Source organism: Lysobacter sp. F60174L2 (assembly GCF_052547135.1).
In genome coordinates, this window is the sequence record NZ_JBQWRA010000002.1 from 804632 (window position 1) to 818980 (window position 14349).

A 14349-nucleotide genomic window follows, 5' to 3' on the forward strand; every position below is an offset into this window, starting at 1 on the left:
AAAGGCGACTGCCCGAACTCCTGCCCGGGCATGATGGTGCCTACGGCCATGCCCCACACCCACCTCGTCGACAGCCTCCACGACATCCCCGCCGACCAGTGGGACGCGCTGCACGATGGCCGCAATCCCTTCATCGCCCATTCGTTCCTGGCCGGCCTGGAGCAGCATGGCTGCGTGCGTGCGGACTGGGGGTGGACACCGCGGCACCTGACCCTGTGGCAGGACGACCGGCTGGTCGCCGCCGCGCCCGGCTACCTGAAGGACAACTCCCACGGCGAGTTCGTGTTCGACCACGCCTGGGCGCATGCCTACGCGCAGCACGGCCTCGACTATTTCCCCAAGTGGCTGTGCGCGGTGCCCTACTCGCCCGTGCCGGGGCCGCGCCTGCTCGCGCGTGATCCGGCGCATCGCCGCCTGTTGCTCGATGCGATGGTCCGGCTGGCGTCGCTCGACGGTGTTTCGTCGGCCCACGTGAATTTCCATCGCGATGACGAGGCCGCGGCCTTCACCGGAGACTGGCTCCCCCGGATCGACGTGCAGTACCACTGGCGCAACGAGGCCGGCTGGCGCGGCTTCGACGATTACCTCGCCGCGTTCGATCACAAGCACCGCAAGAACATCCGCCAGGAGCGCGCCAGGGTCGCCCGTGCCGGCATCACCTTCCGCGTGGTCGGCGGCGCCGATGCCAGCGACGGCGACCTCGCCATCGCCCACCGGTTCTACCTGCAGACCTTCGCCGAGTACGGCAACCACCCGGCGCTGACCCTGCCCTTCCTGCGGCACCTGCGCGACACGATGCCGGGCTCGCTGGTGCTGTTCCTGGCCGGGATGGAAGGCCGTGCAATCGCGGGCGCAATCTGCCTGCGCGGGGGCGACACCCTGTATGGGCGCTACTGGGGCAGCAGCGAGACGGTGCCTGGGCTGCACTTCGAGACCTGCTACTACCAGGGCATCGAGTACTGCCTGCGCGAAGGACTGACCCGCTTCGAGCCCGGCGCGCAGGGCGAACACAAGCTCGCGCGCGGCTTCCTCCCGACTTTCGTCCACAGCCGCCACTGGATCGCGCACGACGCCTTCCGCGAGGCGCTGCGCGACTGGTGCGGCCAGGAAGCCGCATCGATTCGCCGCTACGCGGCCACCCTCGCCGCGCATTCGCCATTCAAGCGTGTTGGCGGCGATGATGCCGGCCATGCCGATCCGACTGTCGCAACTTCCGGTTGACCCGGGCGCACCGTTCCCGGATCCGCGCACGGCGCTGCGCGAACCCGACGGCCTGCTCGCGATGGGCGGCGACCTGTCGCCGGCGCGGCTCCTGAACGCCTATGCCCACGGCATTTTCCCCTGGTACTCCGAGGGCCAGCCGCTGTTGTGGTGGTCGCCCGACCCGCGCACGGTGTTCCGCACCGATTCGGTTCGACTGTCGAGCCGGTTCCGGCGCTCGCTGCGCCGTTGCAACTGGGTGGTCACAGCCGATACCGCGTTCGCACAGGTGATCGACGCCTGCGCCGGGCAGCCCCGTCCCGGCCAGCCCGGCACCTGGATCACCAGCGACATGCGCGATGCGTATGAAGAAATGCATCGACTCGGCCATGCGCATTCGGTCGAGGTCCGTGACGGGACGGACCTTGTCGGCGGCCTGTATGGCGTCGCGATCGGCCGGATGTTCTTCGGCGAAAGCATGGTCAGCCTGGCGTCCGGGGGATCCAAGGTCGCGCTGGCCGCACTGGCGCGGCGGCTGCACGCCTGGGGCTGGCCATTGCTGGATGCGCAGGTCGAAAGCCCCCACCTGTTGGGGCTGGGCGCGGAGTCCTGGCCGCGGCAACGATTCCTCGGGGTGGTCGATGGGCTGACTTCGCAGTTCGAGCCGGCGGGCCGCTGGACCTCCCGTTTTGGCGAAATGCCCGCCGCCGGGCTTGCGGGTTGAGGCGGACGGACTGAATCCTCCCCGGCGGGGCCTTTTGCGTGCGGGCCGCCCGCATGACAGAATACCCGGCTTAGCGGCCGCATCTTGCGCCGCCTACAGGGAAACCACAGGAAACACATGGCAAAAGACGACGTGATCGAATTCGAGGGCTCGGTGGCGGAAACCCTTCCGAACACCATGTTCCGTGTGCGCCTCGAAAACGGGCACGAGATCATCGCCCACATCTCCGGCCGGATGCGCAAGAACTACATCCGCATCCTGACCGGCGACAAGGTCAAGGTGGAGATGACGCCGTATGACCTGACCAAGGGGCGCATCACTTACCGCATGAAGTAATTGTGGCAAGTCATTGATTAAAAAGGCGACCATCAGGGTCGCCTTTTTATTGCCTGGAAGAATCGGGGGAAGAGCCCGACCTGTGTAGGAGCGACGTAAGTCGCGATTTCACGGTGATCCCGGTTCGCGAGGAAATCGCGACTTACGTCGCTCCTACAGGAATCAAGCGCGGGTCACTCCACCGTCGCGGGCAACAGCTTCTCCGGCTCGGCATGGGCCTCGACCACCAGCTCGCCGTCCCTGACCTCGATGCTCACCCGGCCGCCGCCGATCAGCTTGCCGAACAGCAGTTCATCGGCCAGCGGGCGCTTGATCCTGTCCTGGATCACCCGCGCCATCGGGCGTGCGCCCATCAGCGGATCGAAGCCGTGTTGGGCCAGCCACTCACGCGCGTCCGGGGTCGCGCTGAGCACGACGTTCTTCTCGTGCAGTTGCGCCTCCAGCTCGATCAGGAACTTGTCGACCACACGCAGGATGTGGTCGAAGCCGAGCGCATCGAACTGCACCACCGCGTCCAGCCGGTTGCGGAACTCGGGGGTGAAGCCCTTGCGGATCACCTCCATCGCGTCGGTGCTGTGGTCCTGCTTGGTGAAGCCGATCGAGCGTCGTGCGGCCTGCGCCGCGCCGGCGTTGGTGGTCATCACCAGGATCACGTTCCTGAAATTCGCTTCGCGACCGTTGGTGTCGGTCAGCGTGCCGCGATCCATGACCTGCAGCAGGATGTTGAAGATGTCCGGATGCGCCTTCTCGACCTCGTCGAGCAACAGCACGCAATGCGGCGTCTTGACGATCTTCTCGGTCAGCAGGCCGCCCTGGTCGAAGCCGACATAGCCCGGGGGCGCACCGATCAGGCGCGATACCGAATGCGGCTCCATGTACTCGGACATGTCGAAGCGGACCAGCTCAATGCCCAACTGCAGCGCGAGCTGCCGGGTCACCTCGGTCTTGCCGACGCCGGTCGGGCCGGCGAACAGGAAGTTGCCGATCGGCTTGTCGGGATTGCCCAGGCCGGACCGCGCCAGCTTGATCGCCGAGGTCAGCGAGTCGATCGCCGGGTCCTGCCCGAAGATCACCATCTTGAGGTTGCGTTCGAGGTTCTTCAGCACGTCCTTGTCGGTCGCCGAAACCTGCTTGGCCGGGATCCGCGCCATCTTGGCGACGATCGTCTCGATCTCCTCCACGTCGATCGCCGACTTGCGGGTTTCCAGCGGCAGCAGGCGCTGGCGCGCACCGGCCTCGTCGATCACGTCGATCGCCTTGTCCGGCAGCAAACGGTCGCCGATGTGCTTCACCGACAGGTCGACCGCCGCCTGCAGCGCGTCGTCGGCGTAGGTCACGCCGTGGTGCGCCTCGTACTTGGGCTTCAGTCCCTGCAGGATCTCGAACGCCTCGCCGACGGTCGGCTCGACGATGTCGATCTTCTGGAAGCGCCGGGCCAGCGCCCGGTCCTTCTCGAAGATGCCGCGGTACTCCTGGAATGTGGTCGAGCCGATGCAGCGCAGGTCACCGGAGGCCAGCGCCGGCTTGATCAGGTTGCTGGCATCCATCGTGCCGCCCGACGCCGAGCCGGCACCGATGATGGTGTGGATCTCGTCGATGAACAGCACCGCGCCGGGCACCTTCTTCATCTGCGACAACACGCTCTTCAGGCGCTTCTCGAAATCACCGCGGTACTTGGTCCCGGCAACCAGCGCGCCCAGGTCGAGCGCATAGATGGTCGCGTCCTCCAGCACCTCCGGGACTTCGCCGTCGACGATCCGCTTGGCCAGGCCCTCGGCGATCGCGGTCTTGCCGACGCCGGCCTCGCCGACGTACAGCGGGTTGTTCTTGCGACGGCGGCACAGCACCTGGATGGTGCGTTCGACCTCTTCGGCACGCCCGACCAGCGGGTCGATCTTGCCGTCGCGGGCGAGCTGGTTGAGGTCGACCGCGAACTCCGCCAGCGGGTCGGCCTTGCCGTCGCCTTCGCCGTCGGCCGGTTGCACCTCGCCTTCCAGCGACTGGCCGTCGGCCTCCTCGCCGTGGCGGGCGATGCCGTGCGACAGGAAATTGACCACGTCCAGCCGGGCCACGTCCTGCTGGTTGAGGTAGTAGACGGCGTGCGAGTCCTTCTCGCCGAAGATCGCGACCAGCACGTTGGCACCGGTGACTTCCTTCTTGCCGGAGGATTGCACGTGGTACACCGCGCGCTGCAGCACGCGCTGGAAACCCAGGGTCGGCTGGGTGTCGCGTTCGACATCGTCGGGCAACACCGACACCGAGGTCGCGATCGCCTGCTCCAGGTCGCCGCGCAGGCGGGGGAAGTCGGCGCCGCAGGCCTTGAGGACGGCCTCTGCCGAGGGGTTGTCGAGCAGTGCGAGCAGCAGGTGTTCGACCGTCATGTACTCGTTGCGCGCCTCGCGGGCGCGCTTGTAGCACTGGCCGATGCTGAACTCGAGATCCTTGCTGAACATGGGGCGGTTGCCTCCAAAAAAGCTACTGCGATCCTAGATGGGGGTGCGCGCGAGCTTTTCCATGTCATCCCCGGTTGCCTGGAGTGTCGGCCGGAGGACCGGTTCCCATCAATTCAGGAAACGCGTCGCCCGGCAGCTTCAGGCCTTTTCCATGGTGCACAGCAGTGGGTGCTGGTTGAGCCTGGAAAACTCGTTGACCTGGGCTACCTTCGATTCGGCCACTTCACGTGTGAACACCCCGCAAACGCCGCGGCCGCGCGTATGCACGTGGAGCATGATCTGGGTGGCGTTCTCGGCGGTCATCGGGAAGAACCGCATCAACACCTCGACCACGAAATCCATCGGGGTGTAGTCGTCGTTGAGCAGCATCACCGAATACAGCGGCGGTCGGGCCACCTCCGGCTTGCCGGTTTCCACCATGGCGCCGTGCTGGTGGTCGTGGTCGGTCTGTCTGGGCATGGGCCGATTATAAAGCCGCCACCGTTGGACGCCCATGCAGCGCGCCGGGCAGAATGGCCGCAACCTGCCCCCACCTGGATGTCCCTTGAGCTATCGCGAAGGCCGTTTCTGGCAACCGGACGTGACCGTCGCCACGGTGGTGGTGCGCGACGGCCGCCTGCTGATGGTCGAGGAGACCGCCGGCGGCCGACTGGTGCTGAACCAGCCGGCCGGACACCTGGAGCCGGACGAGAGCCTGCTCGACGCCGCCCTGCGCGAAACCCGCGAGGAAACCGGTTGGGACGTGCGCCTGACCGCTTTCGTCGGCGCCTACCAGTGGAAGGCGCCGCCTCGTGCCGATGGCAGCGACGGGCGTCATTACCTGCGCTTCGCGTTCGCCGCCGAACCGGTCAGCAACGATCCCGCCCGGCCGCTGGACACCGGCATCGTGCAGGCGCTGTGGCTGACCCCGGCCGAACTGCAGGAGCAGCAGGCACGGCACCGCAGTCCGCTGGTATGGCAGGTGGTCGCCGACTGCCTGGCCGGCCGCCGCCATCCGCTGGACCTGATGCAGCAACTGGCATGACCGATCGCGCCGCCCTGCCCGCCCGGACCATCGTCGGCATGTCCGGCGGGGTCGACTCGTCGGTCGCCGCGCTGCTGCTGCGCGATGCCGGCGAACCGATCGCCGGCTTGTTCATGCAGAACTGGGCCGATGATGGAAGTGGCGATTGCCGCGCCGAGGACGACCGTCGGGACGCGGTGGCGGTGTCGGGACGGCTCGGTATCCCGATCCACTTCCGCGACTTCTCCGGCGAGTACTGGAGTGGCGTGTTCGAGCATTTCCTCGCCGAGTACGCCGCCGGCCGCACGCCCAACCCGGACGTGCTGTGCAACCGCGAGATCAAGTTCAGGCACTTCCTCGACGCCGCCCACGAGCTCGGCGCGGAGTTCATCGCCACCGGCCATTACGCCCGCGTCGCCAGCGACGGCAGCGACGGCAGCCGCCACCGCCTGCTGCGCGCGGTCGACCGCGACAAGGACCAGAGCTACTTCCTGCACCAGCTCGGCCAGGCCCAGTTGGCCGCGACCCGCTTCCCGCTGGGCGAACTGGCCAAGCCCGACGTGCGCCGGATCGCCCGCGAGACCGGTTTGCCGACCGCCGCGAAAAAGGATTCGACAGGGATCTGCTTCATCGGCGAGCGCGACTTCCGCGAGTTCCTCGGCCGCTACCTGCCCGCGCGCGAGGGCGAGATGCGCACGCCTGCCGGACAACGCATCGGGACCCATTCCGGCGTGTTCTATTACACGATCGGCCAGCGCGAGGGCCTCAACATCGGCGGCGTCCGCGGCTTCGAGCCGGCGCCGTGGTACGTGGTCGGCAAGGACGTCGCCGGCAACGTGCTGTACGTCGACCAGGGCCACGACAACCCGTGGCTGCAATCGCGCACGCTCCGGTCGGAGACCGCGCACTGGATCGCCGGATCCCCACCCGCCGCGCGATTCACGTGCACGGCGCAGACCCGCTACCGCCAGGCCGACGAAGCCTGCGAGGTCATGGTCGGCGACGACGGTACGCTGGAAGTCCGCTTCGACCGCCCCCAACGTGCAGTGACCCCCGGACAGTCCGTGGTGCTGTACGACGACGACACCTGCCTCGGCGGCGCCGTCATCGCCGCCACCGACGCTCCACTCGAACAACGCCTGAAGGCCCAGACCGCATGAGTGACCGCCCCACCCACCCGATGTCCGAGCGCGTACTGGCGCTGGCCGGCCTCGCCCAGGCCCTGGCCCAGGTGCGCCGGATCGCCGATACCGGCCAAGCCAACGAAAGCGTGCTGGCCACGTCGCTGGACTCGATCTTCCGGATCGATGCCGACACCGCGGCGACGGTCTATGGCGGTCGGGAGAACCTGCGTCCGGGCCTGATGCTGCTGCGCGACTACTTCGGCGGCCAGCCACGGGACGAGCAACTGCCGCGCCTCGCGCTGGCGGTGATGCAACTGGAGCGCCGGTTCGTGCAGGACGACGACATGGCCCACAAGGTGCAACGAGGCATCCGCGCGCAGTCCGATGCCGCCGGGCAGAACGGCAGCACCCACCCGGACGTGCTCGCGGCGCTCGGCAGCCTGTATGCCGAAACCCTCAGCCACCTGCGCCCGCGGGTGCTGGTCCAGGGCAACCCGCATTACCTCGGACAGCCCGCGGTCGTGGCCGAGGTGCGCGCGGTACTGCTGGCCGCCGTGCGCTCGGCGGTGCTGTGGCGCCAGCTCGGCGGCAGCCTGTGGGATTTCCTGCTGCGCCGTCGCGACATGGCCGCCGCGGTGGAGTCGCAACTGCGCTGATAGCCGTCGTAGCGGCAATTTAATGGGGTTTGCGGCATAATTACGGGGCTCGGTAGCGGTGTTTTTCCACCTGCTCCGTCATTCCTCCCCTGCTGCATTAGCCACGGAGCTCCCAATGGCCGACTCCTTCGCCACCCGCGCGCAACTCGACGTCAACGGCAAGTCCTACACCTATTTCAGCCTGCCGCTCCTGGGCAAGCGCTTCGACCTGGGCAAACTGCCCTACTCGATGAAGATCCTGCTGGAAAACCTGCTGCGCCATGAGGACGGCGGCATCACGGTCGGCAAGGACCACATCGAAGCGGTCGCGCAATGGGACGCGAAGGCGGAGCCGGACACCGAAATCGCCTTCATGCCGGCGCGCGTGGTGCTGCAGGACTTCACCGGCGTGCCCTGCGTGGTCGACCTGGCCGCGATGCGCGACGCCGTCAGCAAGCTCGGCGGCAATGCCAACCAGATCAACCCGCTGATCCCGTCGGAACTGGTCATCGACCACTCCGTGCAGGTCGACGTGTTCGGCCGCCCGGACGCGCTGGACATCAACGGCAAGATCGAGTTCGAGCGCAACCTGGAGCGCTACAGCTTCCTGCGCTGGGGCCAGACCGCGCTGGAGAACTTCAAGGTGGTGCCGCCCAACACCGGCATCGTCCACCAGGTGAACCTGGAGAACCTCGCCCGCGTGGTCATGGAGCGCGACGTCGATGGCACCCTGCTGGCGTTCCCCGACACCGTGTTCGGCACCGACAGCCACACCACAATGATCAACGGCATCGGCGTGCTCGGCTGGGGCGTGGGTGGCATCGAGGCCGAGGCCGCGATGCTGGGCCAGCCGTCGTCGATGCTGATCCCGCAGGTCGTCGGCTTCGAGCTGACCGGCAAGCTGCCGGAAGGCGCCACCGCGACCGACCTGGTGCTCACCGTCACCGAGATGCTGCGCAAGCACGGCGTGGTCGGCAAGTTCGTCGAGTTCTTCGGCGACGGCCTGCAGCACCTGCCGCTGGCCGACCGCGCGACCATCGCCAACATGGCGCCCGAGTACGGCGCGACCTGCGGCATCTTCCCGGTCGATGCCGAGGCGGTCCGCTACCTGCGCCTGTCCGGCCGCAGCGACGAGCAGGTCGCGCTGGTCGAGGCCTACGCCAAGGCCCAGGGCATGTGGCATGAGCCCGGCCAGGCCCCGGCGACCTATTCCGCGACGCTGCGGCTCGACATGGGCGACATCAAGCCGTCGCTGGCCGGGCCCAAGCGCCCGCAGGACCGCGTGCTGCTGTCCGACATGCAGGCCAACTTCCGCCAGAGCGTCGTGCCGCTGGTCGCCCACCGCGAGCCGACCGACCGCCAGATCCAGCGCTTCGAGAAGGAAGGCGGCGGCCAGCCGCAGGCCGATCGACTGGCGGCGCCGCCGGTCTGCTCGAAGATCAACATCCAGGACCAGGACGTCGAGCTGCGCGACGGCTCGGTGGTGATCGCCGCGATCACGTCCTGCACCAACACCTCCAACCCGGCGGTGATGCTCGGCGCCGGCCTGCTGGCGCGCAACGCCGCCGCCAAGGGCCTGACCTCGGCGCCGTGGGTGAAGCCGTCGCTCGGCCCCGGTTCGCGCGTGGTCACCGACTACCTCGAGAAGGCCGGGGTGCTGACCGATCTGGAGAAGCTCGGCTTCTACGTCGTCGGCTACGGCTGCACCACCTGCATCGGCAACTCCGGCCCGCTGCCGGAGGCGGTGTCGAGGGGCATCGCCGAGAACGACCTGGCGGTCGCGTCGGTGCTGTCGGGCAACCGCAACTTCGAGGGCCGCGTGCACTCTGAAGTGAAGATGAACTACCTCGCCTCGCCGCCGCTGGTGGTCGCCTACGCGATCGCCGGCACGGTCGACATCGACCTGACCACCGAGCCGCTGGGCAAGGACCGCGACGGCAACGACGTCTACCTGCGCGACATCTGGCCGAGCAACAAGGAAATCGGCGACGTCATCGCCGCCACCGTCGGCCCGGAGCTGTTCGCGCAGAACTACGCCGACGTGTTCAAGGGCGACAGCCGCTGGAACCAGATCGCCTCGCCGACCGGCGAGTCGTTCGCCTGGGACGAGGCCTCGACCTACATCAAGAACCCGCCGTACTTCGACGGCATGACGATGGCGGTCGGCAGCATCGACGACATCCACGGTGCCCGCGTGATGGGCCTGTTCGGCGACTCGATCACCACCGACCACATCTCGCCGGCCGGCAACATCAAGAAGGACTCGCCGGCGGGCCAGTTCCTGCAGTCGCGCGGCGTGCAGCCGGCCGACTTCAACAGCTACGGTTCGCGTCGCGGCAACGACGACGTGATGGTCCGCGGCACCTTCGCCAACATCCGCATCAAGAACCTGATGATGGGCGGCGAGGAAGGCGGCAACACGCTGTACTACGCGAAGGACGGCGGCGCCGGCGAGCGCATGTCGATCTACGACGCGGCGATGAAGTACAAGGCCGAAGGCACCCCGCTGGTGGTGTTCGCCGGCAAGGAATACGGCACCGGTTCGTCGCGCGACTGGGCGGCCAAGGGCACCATCCTGCTGGGCGTCAAGGCGGTCGTGGCGGAGAGCTTCGAACGCATCCACCGCTCCAACCTGGTCGGCATGGGCGTGCTGCCGCTGCAGTTCCTCGACGGCGAGAGCGTCAAGACCCACGGTCTGGACGGTTCCGAGACCATCGAGGTGACCGGCCTGGACGATGGCAAGGCCAAGCGCGCCACCGTGGTGGCCCGCAAGGCGGATGGCAGCGAGACGACCTTCCAGGTCAAGGTGTTGTTGCTGACCCCGAAGGAAGTCGAGTACTTCCGTCACGGCGGCATCCTGCACTACGTGCTGCGCCAGCTGGCGGCGAAGAAAGCCGCCTGATCCCGCACGGCGACGCCGGTTGCCGGCGGTTGCCCAACGGAATGGCTAACGGAAACGGAACGGGCGGCTTCGGTCGCCCGTTTTTCTTTGCGCCATCCCGACCGCCGGCGTCGTGTCAGACTCTCGCGACGCATCCAACCGCGTGCCATCGGTCGTCGCCATGAAATACCTGATATTCCTGCTGGTCGTTGCGGTCGGCGCTGTATTGCCGCTGCAGGCACTGGTCAATGCGCGTCTCGGCCAGGCCACTGCGGGGGCGGTATTCGCCGCGACGGTTTCGTTCCTGGTCGGCACCATCAGCCTGGTCCTGTTGCTGGTGGCGATGCGCCCAGCGTGGCCCAGCGTCGACCAACTGGCACGCCTTCCGGCCTGGGCATGGACCGGCGGCCTCATCGGCGCGGCCTATGTCGCCATCGCGACGCTTACCGTTCCACGGCTCGGCGCTTCGGCGCTCATATCGCTGACCGTGCTGGGCCAGCTGACGGGTGCGGTGCTGCTTGACCACTTCGGCGTTCTGCATGCGCCGCAGCCGGCCAGTCCGATGCGGATTGCCGGCGTGCTGCTGATACTGGGTGGCGTATTGCTGGTGGTCCAGCCGTGGAAACACTAGCCTCTCCAGCCGGACTGTCTACAGTCGCGGCGTCCAGCGCGCACTGGTCAGGTGCCAGTCGGCGTCCTCCAGCCGCCAGCCCGTTTCCACGTCGTAGAGTCGCGCCGCTTCCGGCAATGCCCGGCCGGAGCCTCCGGTCAGGACCGCGGTGAAGCTGACCGTCGCATGGTCCTGCGTCACCGAAGCGTCGATCGGGCCGATGGTCACCCCGACATCGCGATGGCGCAGGAAGGCCAGCGCGGCCAGCCGTTTGGCGCCGTCGCGGTCCATCCCGCCGGGACCCACGAAGTCTTCGGCCAGATGATCCTCCACCGCCGACGCGTCGCGTCGTTCCACGGCGCCACGGAGTTGCTGCATGGTTTCCCGCAAGGCCTGTTCCGGCGGAGTCTTCGCACAGCCGGCCAGCAGCAGCCCGCTCGCGGCGAGCACCAATATCCATCGCATAATGCGGTTCACAGCGAGTCTTTTCCGTGCGCATCCAAGGGATGCATCGTGGCACAAGCCCGGCCTCGCAATCCGCCTTGCCAGCCCCCGCCCCCTATGCTCCAATCATTGGAACACCGTACGCCTACGAATCGGATGCGGTTTGATATGGCGGGCGTTGCACGCCAGATCAGAACGCGCCAGATCAGACGCGCCAGATCAGAAACAGAATCCAAGGGGATCGCGATGAGTGTCGAACGTCCGTGGCTTGATCAGTATCCGGCCGGGGTCCCCGCGCAGATCGATGTCGATGAATTTCCGTCGATCGTCGCGGTGCTGGAAACCGCGATCGACAAGTACCGCGACCGTCCCGCCTTTGCGAACCTCGGCAAGACCCTGACCTACGGCGAGATAGACACCCTCAGCAGCCAGTTCGCCGCCTACCTGCTGGGCGAGCTTGGCCTGAAGCGCGGCGATCGCGTCGCGATCATGATGCCCAACTGCCTGCAGTACCCGATCGCCACGTTCGGGATCCTCCGGGCCGGGTTGACCGTGGTCAACACCAATCCGATGTACACCGCGCGCGAACTCCGCCACCAGCTGGTCGACTCCGGCGCGGTTGCGGTGCTGGTGCTCGACAACTTCGGCGATACCGTCCAGCAGGTCCTCGCCGACACCCGGGTCCGCACGGTGATCACCACCGGCCTGGGCGACATGCTGCCGTTCCCGAAGGGCGCGATCGTCAATTTCGTGCTCAGGCACGTCAAGAAGATGGTTCCCGACTACGCCATTGCCGGCGCGGTGCGGTTCAAGCAGACCCTCGCGCTGGGCGGCAAGCACACGCTGCCGGAAATCGACACCCGGCCCGACGACATCGCGTTCCTGCAGTACACCGGCGGCACCACCGGCGTGGCCAAGGGCGCGATGCTGACCCACCGCAACCTGGTCGCCAACATGCAGCAGGCGGCGGCGTGGATCGGCACCAACGTGAAGTACGGTGAAGAGACCATCATCACCGCCCTGCCGCTCTACCATATCTTCGCGCTGACGGCGAACGGACTGGTGTTCATGAAGTTCGGCGGCCTCAACCACCTGATCACCAATCCACGCGACATGCCCGGCTTCGTCAAGGAACTGAAGAAGACGAAATTCACCGCGATCACCGGCGTCAACACCCTGTTCAACGGCCTGTTGAACACGCCCGGTTTCGAGGACATAGACTTCTCCGGCCTGCACCTCACCCTCGGCGGCGGCATGGCGGTCCAGCGCGCCGTGGCCGAGCGCTGGAAGAAAGCCACCGGCTGCACCCTGGTCGAGGCCTATGGCCTGACCGAGACGTCGCCGGCGGCCTGCATCAACCCGATGGACCTGGCCGAGTACAACGGCTCGATCGGCCTGCCGATCCCGTCGACCGATGCCTGCCTGAAGGACGAGGATGGCAACGACGTTCCGGTGGGCGAAGTCGGCGAGCTGTGCATCCGCGGCCCGCAGGTCATGAAGGGTTACTGGCAGCGCCCGACGGAAACCGCCGAAGTGCTGGATGGCGATGGCTGGCTGCATACCGGCGACATGGCGAAGATGGACGAAAAGGGTTTCTTCTATATCGTCGACCGCAAGAAGGACATGATCCTGGTCTCGGGCTTCAACGTGTATCCGAACGAGATCGAGGACGTGGTCGCGATGATGCCCGGCGTGCTGGAAGTCGCCGCGGTCGGCGTTCCCGACGAGAAGTCCGGCGAGGCGGTCAAGGTGGTGATCGTCAAGAAGGACCCGTCGCTGACCGCCGAACAGGTGCTGCAGCATTCGCGCGCCAACCTGACCGGTTACAAGCGGCCGCACCACGTCGAGTTCCGCGACGAACTGCCCAAGACCAACGTGGGCAAGATCCTGCGTCGCGAGTTGCGCGACTGATCAGCCCCCCTCGCGAGCTGTGATTGTCCCGAAAGCCCCTCTCCGGAGGGGCTTTCCTGTTGTGGCACGGTTCAGGTGTAGCATCGAAAACGTGGGCTTCATCACGCCGCTCGCGCCCACCCACGCATGCGGGCGGCCACCTCAGAGGACCGCACCATGAGTTTGATCGAGAAGCTTCATCGCGTCCGTCCCTACCCGACACTGCGCATCGAAGCCGATGCCGGCGGCGACGCGCACTGGTTGTACATGCATGCCGACCACGACCGGCCTTGCTTCCGAACCGAACTGATGCACGACATGTGGAGCTACCTGTCGTCGATCACCCGGCGCGAAGGCCAGCGCGCCCCAGGCAAGTTGCGCCACGTCGTGCTCGCGTCCGATGCCTCCGCGTTCAACCTGGGGGGCGACCTTGCGCTGTTCTCGCAACTGATCCGGGACGGCAATCGCGAGCGCCTGCTCGACTATGCGCGGCGCTGCGTCGAGGGCGTCCACCATTTCCACACCGGCCTGGGCGGCGACGTCCGCACGATCGCACTGGTGCAGGGCGACGCGCTGGGCGGCGGGCTGGAACTCGCCCTGTCGTGCCACACGATCGTGGCCGAGGAAGGCGTCGACATGGGCTTGCCGGAAGTCCTGTTCGGGCTGTTCCCGGGCATGGGCGCGTACTCGTTCCTGTGCAAGCGCGTGTCACCGCAGCTGGCGGAGAGGATCATCCTCGAAGGCCGCATCTACAGCAGCGACGAACTGCACCGGTTGGGCGTGGTCGACATCCTGGTTCCGAAGGGGCGCGGAACGGCGGCGGTGCAGGACCTGATCCGCCGACAGCAGCGCGCCCCGCACGCCCACCTGGCGCTCAATGCGGTCCGCGGGATATCGCAGCCGGTGGGCTACGACGAACTGCTGGGGATCACCGAAGTCTGGGTGGATACGGCGCTGGCGCTGGATGAGCGATCGCTGCGGACGATGGACCGGATCGTCAAGGCGCAGGCGCGGCGTTCGATGGCAGAGGCTGCCGGTTGACGGCTGCC

General features: G+C 67.0%; 13 protein-coding genes. 10 read left to right on the forward strand and 3 right to left on the reverse strand.

Annotated features, from left to right (window positions below; translation table 11 throughout):
- Positions 1 to 48: 48 nt before the first annotated feature.
- The 3 genes from ACT9AS_RS08840 to infA all read left to right on the forward strand — a co-directional run bounded on the left by ACT9AS_RS08840 (position 49) and on the right by infA (position 2260).
- Positions 49 to 1221 (forward strand): GNAT family N-acetyltransferase, encoded by a 1173-nt coding sequence (locus ACT9AS_RS08840; RefSeq protein ID WP_445099741.1) that lies wholly within the window; start codon positions 49 to 51, stop codon positions 1219 to 1221.
- Positions 1190 to 1924: a leucyl/phenylalanyl-tRNA--protein transferase gene (gene aat, locus ACT9AS_RS08845; RefSeq protein ID WP_445099742.1), complete on the forward strand. Its 735-nt coding sequence runs from the start codon at positions 1190 to 1192 to the stop codon at positions 1922 to 1924. Before ACT9AS_RS08840 ends, aat begins: the two co-directional genes overlap by 32 nt.
- A 117-nt stretch (positions 1925 to 2041) precedes the next feature.
- Positions 2042 to 2260 carry a translation initiation factor IF-1 gene (gene infA / locus ACT9AS_RS08850; RefSeq protein WP_445099743.1) on the forward strand — a complete coding sequence of 73 codons (219 nt, stop codon included), beginning with the start codon at positions 2042 to 2044 and terminating at the stop codon, positions 2258 to 2260.
- Between the two features lie 173 nt (positions 2261 to 2433).
- On the opposite strand, the gene clpA is transcribed toward infA, so the two are convergent.
- Positions 2434 to 4713 (reverse strand): ATP-dependent Clp protease ATP-binding subunit ClpA, encoded by a 2280-nt coding sequence (gene clpA / locus ACT9AS_RS08855; protein ID WP_445099744.1) that lies wholly within the window; start codon positions 4711 to 4713, stop codon positions 2434 to 2436.
- A 138-nt stretch (positions 4714 to 4851) separates the two neighbouring features.
- A complete protein-coding gene (clpS, locus tag ACT9AS_RS08860; RefSeq protein WP_445099745.1) occupies positions 4852 to 5172 on the reverse strand; it encodes an ATP-dependent Clp protease adapter ClpS in 321 nt (106 codons plus the stop codon).
- Between the two features lie 85 nt (positions 5173 to 5257).
- Here clpS and ACT9AS_RS08865 point away from each other — a divergent pair, with 85 nt between their 5' ends.
- The 5 genes from ACT9AS_RS08865 to ACT9AS_RS08885 all read left to right on the forward strand — a co-directional run bounded on the left by ACT9AS_RS08865 (position 5258) and on the right by ACT9AS_RS08885 (position 10987).
- Complete coding sequence (locus ACT9AS_RS08865) at positions 5258 to 5737, forward strand: NUDIX domain-containing protein (RefSeq protein WP_445099746.1); 480 nt, start codon at positions 5258 to 5260, stop codon at positions 5735 to 5737.
- Positions 5734 to 6876 carry a tRNA 2-thiouridine(34) synthase MnmA gene (gene mnmA / locus ACT9AS_RS08870; protein WP_445099747.1) on the forward strand — a complete coding sequence of 381 codons (1143 nt, stop codon included), beginning with the start codon at positions 5734 to 5736 and terminating at the stop codon, positions 6874 to 6876. The genes ACT9AS_RS08865 and mnmA overlap by 4 nt, the downstream gene beginning before the upstream one ends.
- Before the next feature lie 20 nt (positions 6877 to 6896).
- On the forward strand, positions 6897 to 7496 hold the full coding sequence (gene hflD / locus ACT9AS_RS08875; RefSeq protein ID WP_445099804.1) for a high frequency lysogenization protein HflD: 600 nt from the start codon (positions 6897 to 6899) through the stop codon (positions 7494 to 7496).
- A gap of 115 nt (positions 7497 to 7611) precedes the next feature.
- Positions 7612 to 10377 (forward strand): aconitate hydratase AcnA, encoded by a 2766-nt coding sequence (gene acnA, locus ACT9AS_RS08880; RefSeq protein ID WP_445099748.1) that lies wholly within the window; start codon positions 7612 to 7614, stop codon positions 10375 to 10377.
- A gap of 160 nt (positions 10378 to 10537) precedes the next feature.
- Entirely contained in the window at positions 10538 to 10987 is a 450-nt protein-coding gene (locus ACT9AS_RS08885) for a DMT family transporter (protein WP_445099749.1), read from the forward strand.
- An 18-nt stretch (positions 10988 to 11005) separates the two neighbouring features.
- On the opposite strand, the gene ACT9AS_RS08890 is transcribed toward ACT9AS_RS08885, so the two are convergent.
- A complete protein-coding gene (locus ACT9AS_RS08890) occupies positions 11006 to 11431 on the reverse strand; it encodes a nuclear transport factor 2 family protein (RefSeq protein WP_445099750.1) in 426 nt (141 codons plus the stop codon).
- 225 nt (positions 11432 to 11656) lie between these two features.
- On the opposite strand from ACT9AS_RS08890, the gene ACT9AS_RS08895 reads away from it, so the two are divergent.
- Both ACT9AS_RS08895 and ACT9AS_RS08900 read left to right on the forward strand, forming a co-directional pair.
- Positions 11657 to 13321, forward strand: coding sequence for a long-chain fatty acid--CoA ligase (locus tag ACT9AS_RS08895; protein ID WP_445099751.1), 1665 nt, complete (start codon positions 11657 to 11659; stop codon positions 13319 to 13321).
- A gap of 156 nt (positions 13322 to 13477) precedes the next feature.
- Positions 13478 to 14341: a crotonase/enoyl-CoA hydratase family protein gene (locus ACT9AS_RS08900; protein ID WP_445099752.1), complete on the forward strand. Its 864-nt coding sequence runs from the start codon at positions 13478 to 13480 to the stop codon at positions 14339 to 14341.
- Positions 14342 to 14349 lie beyond the last annotated feature (8 nt).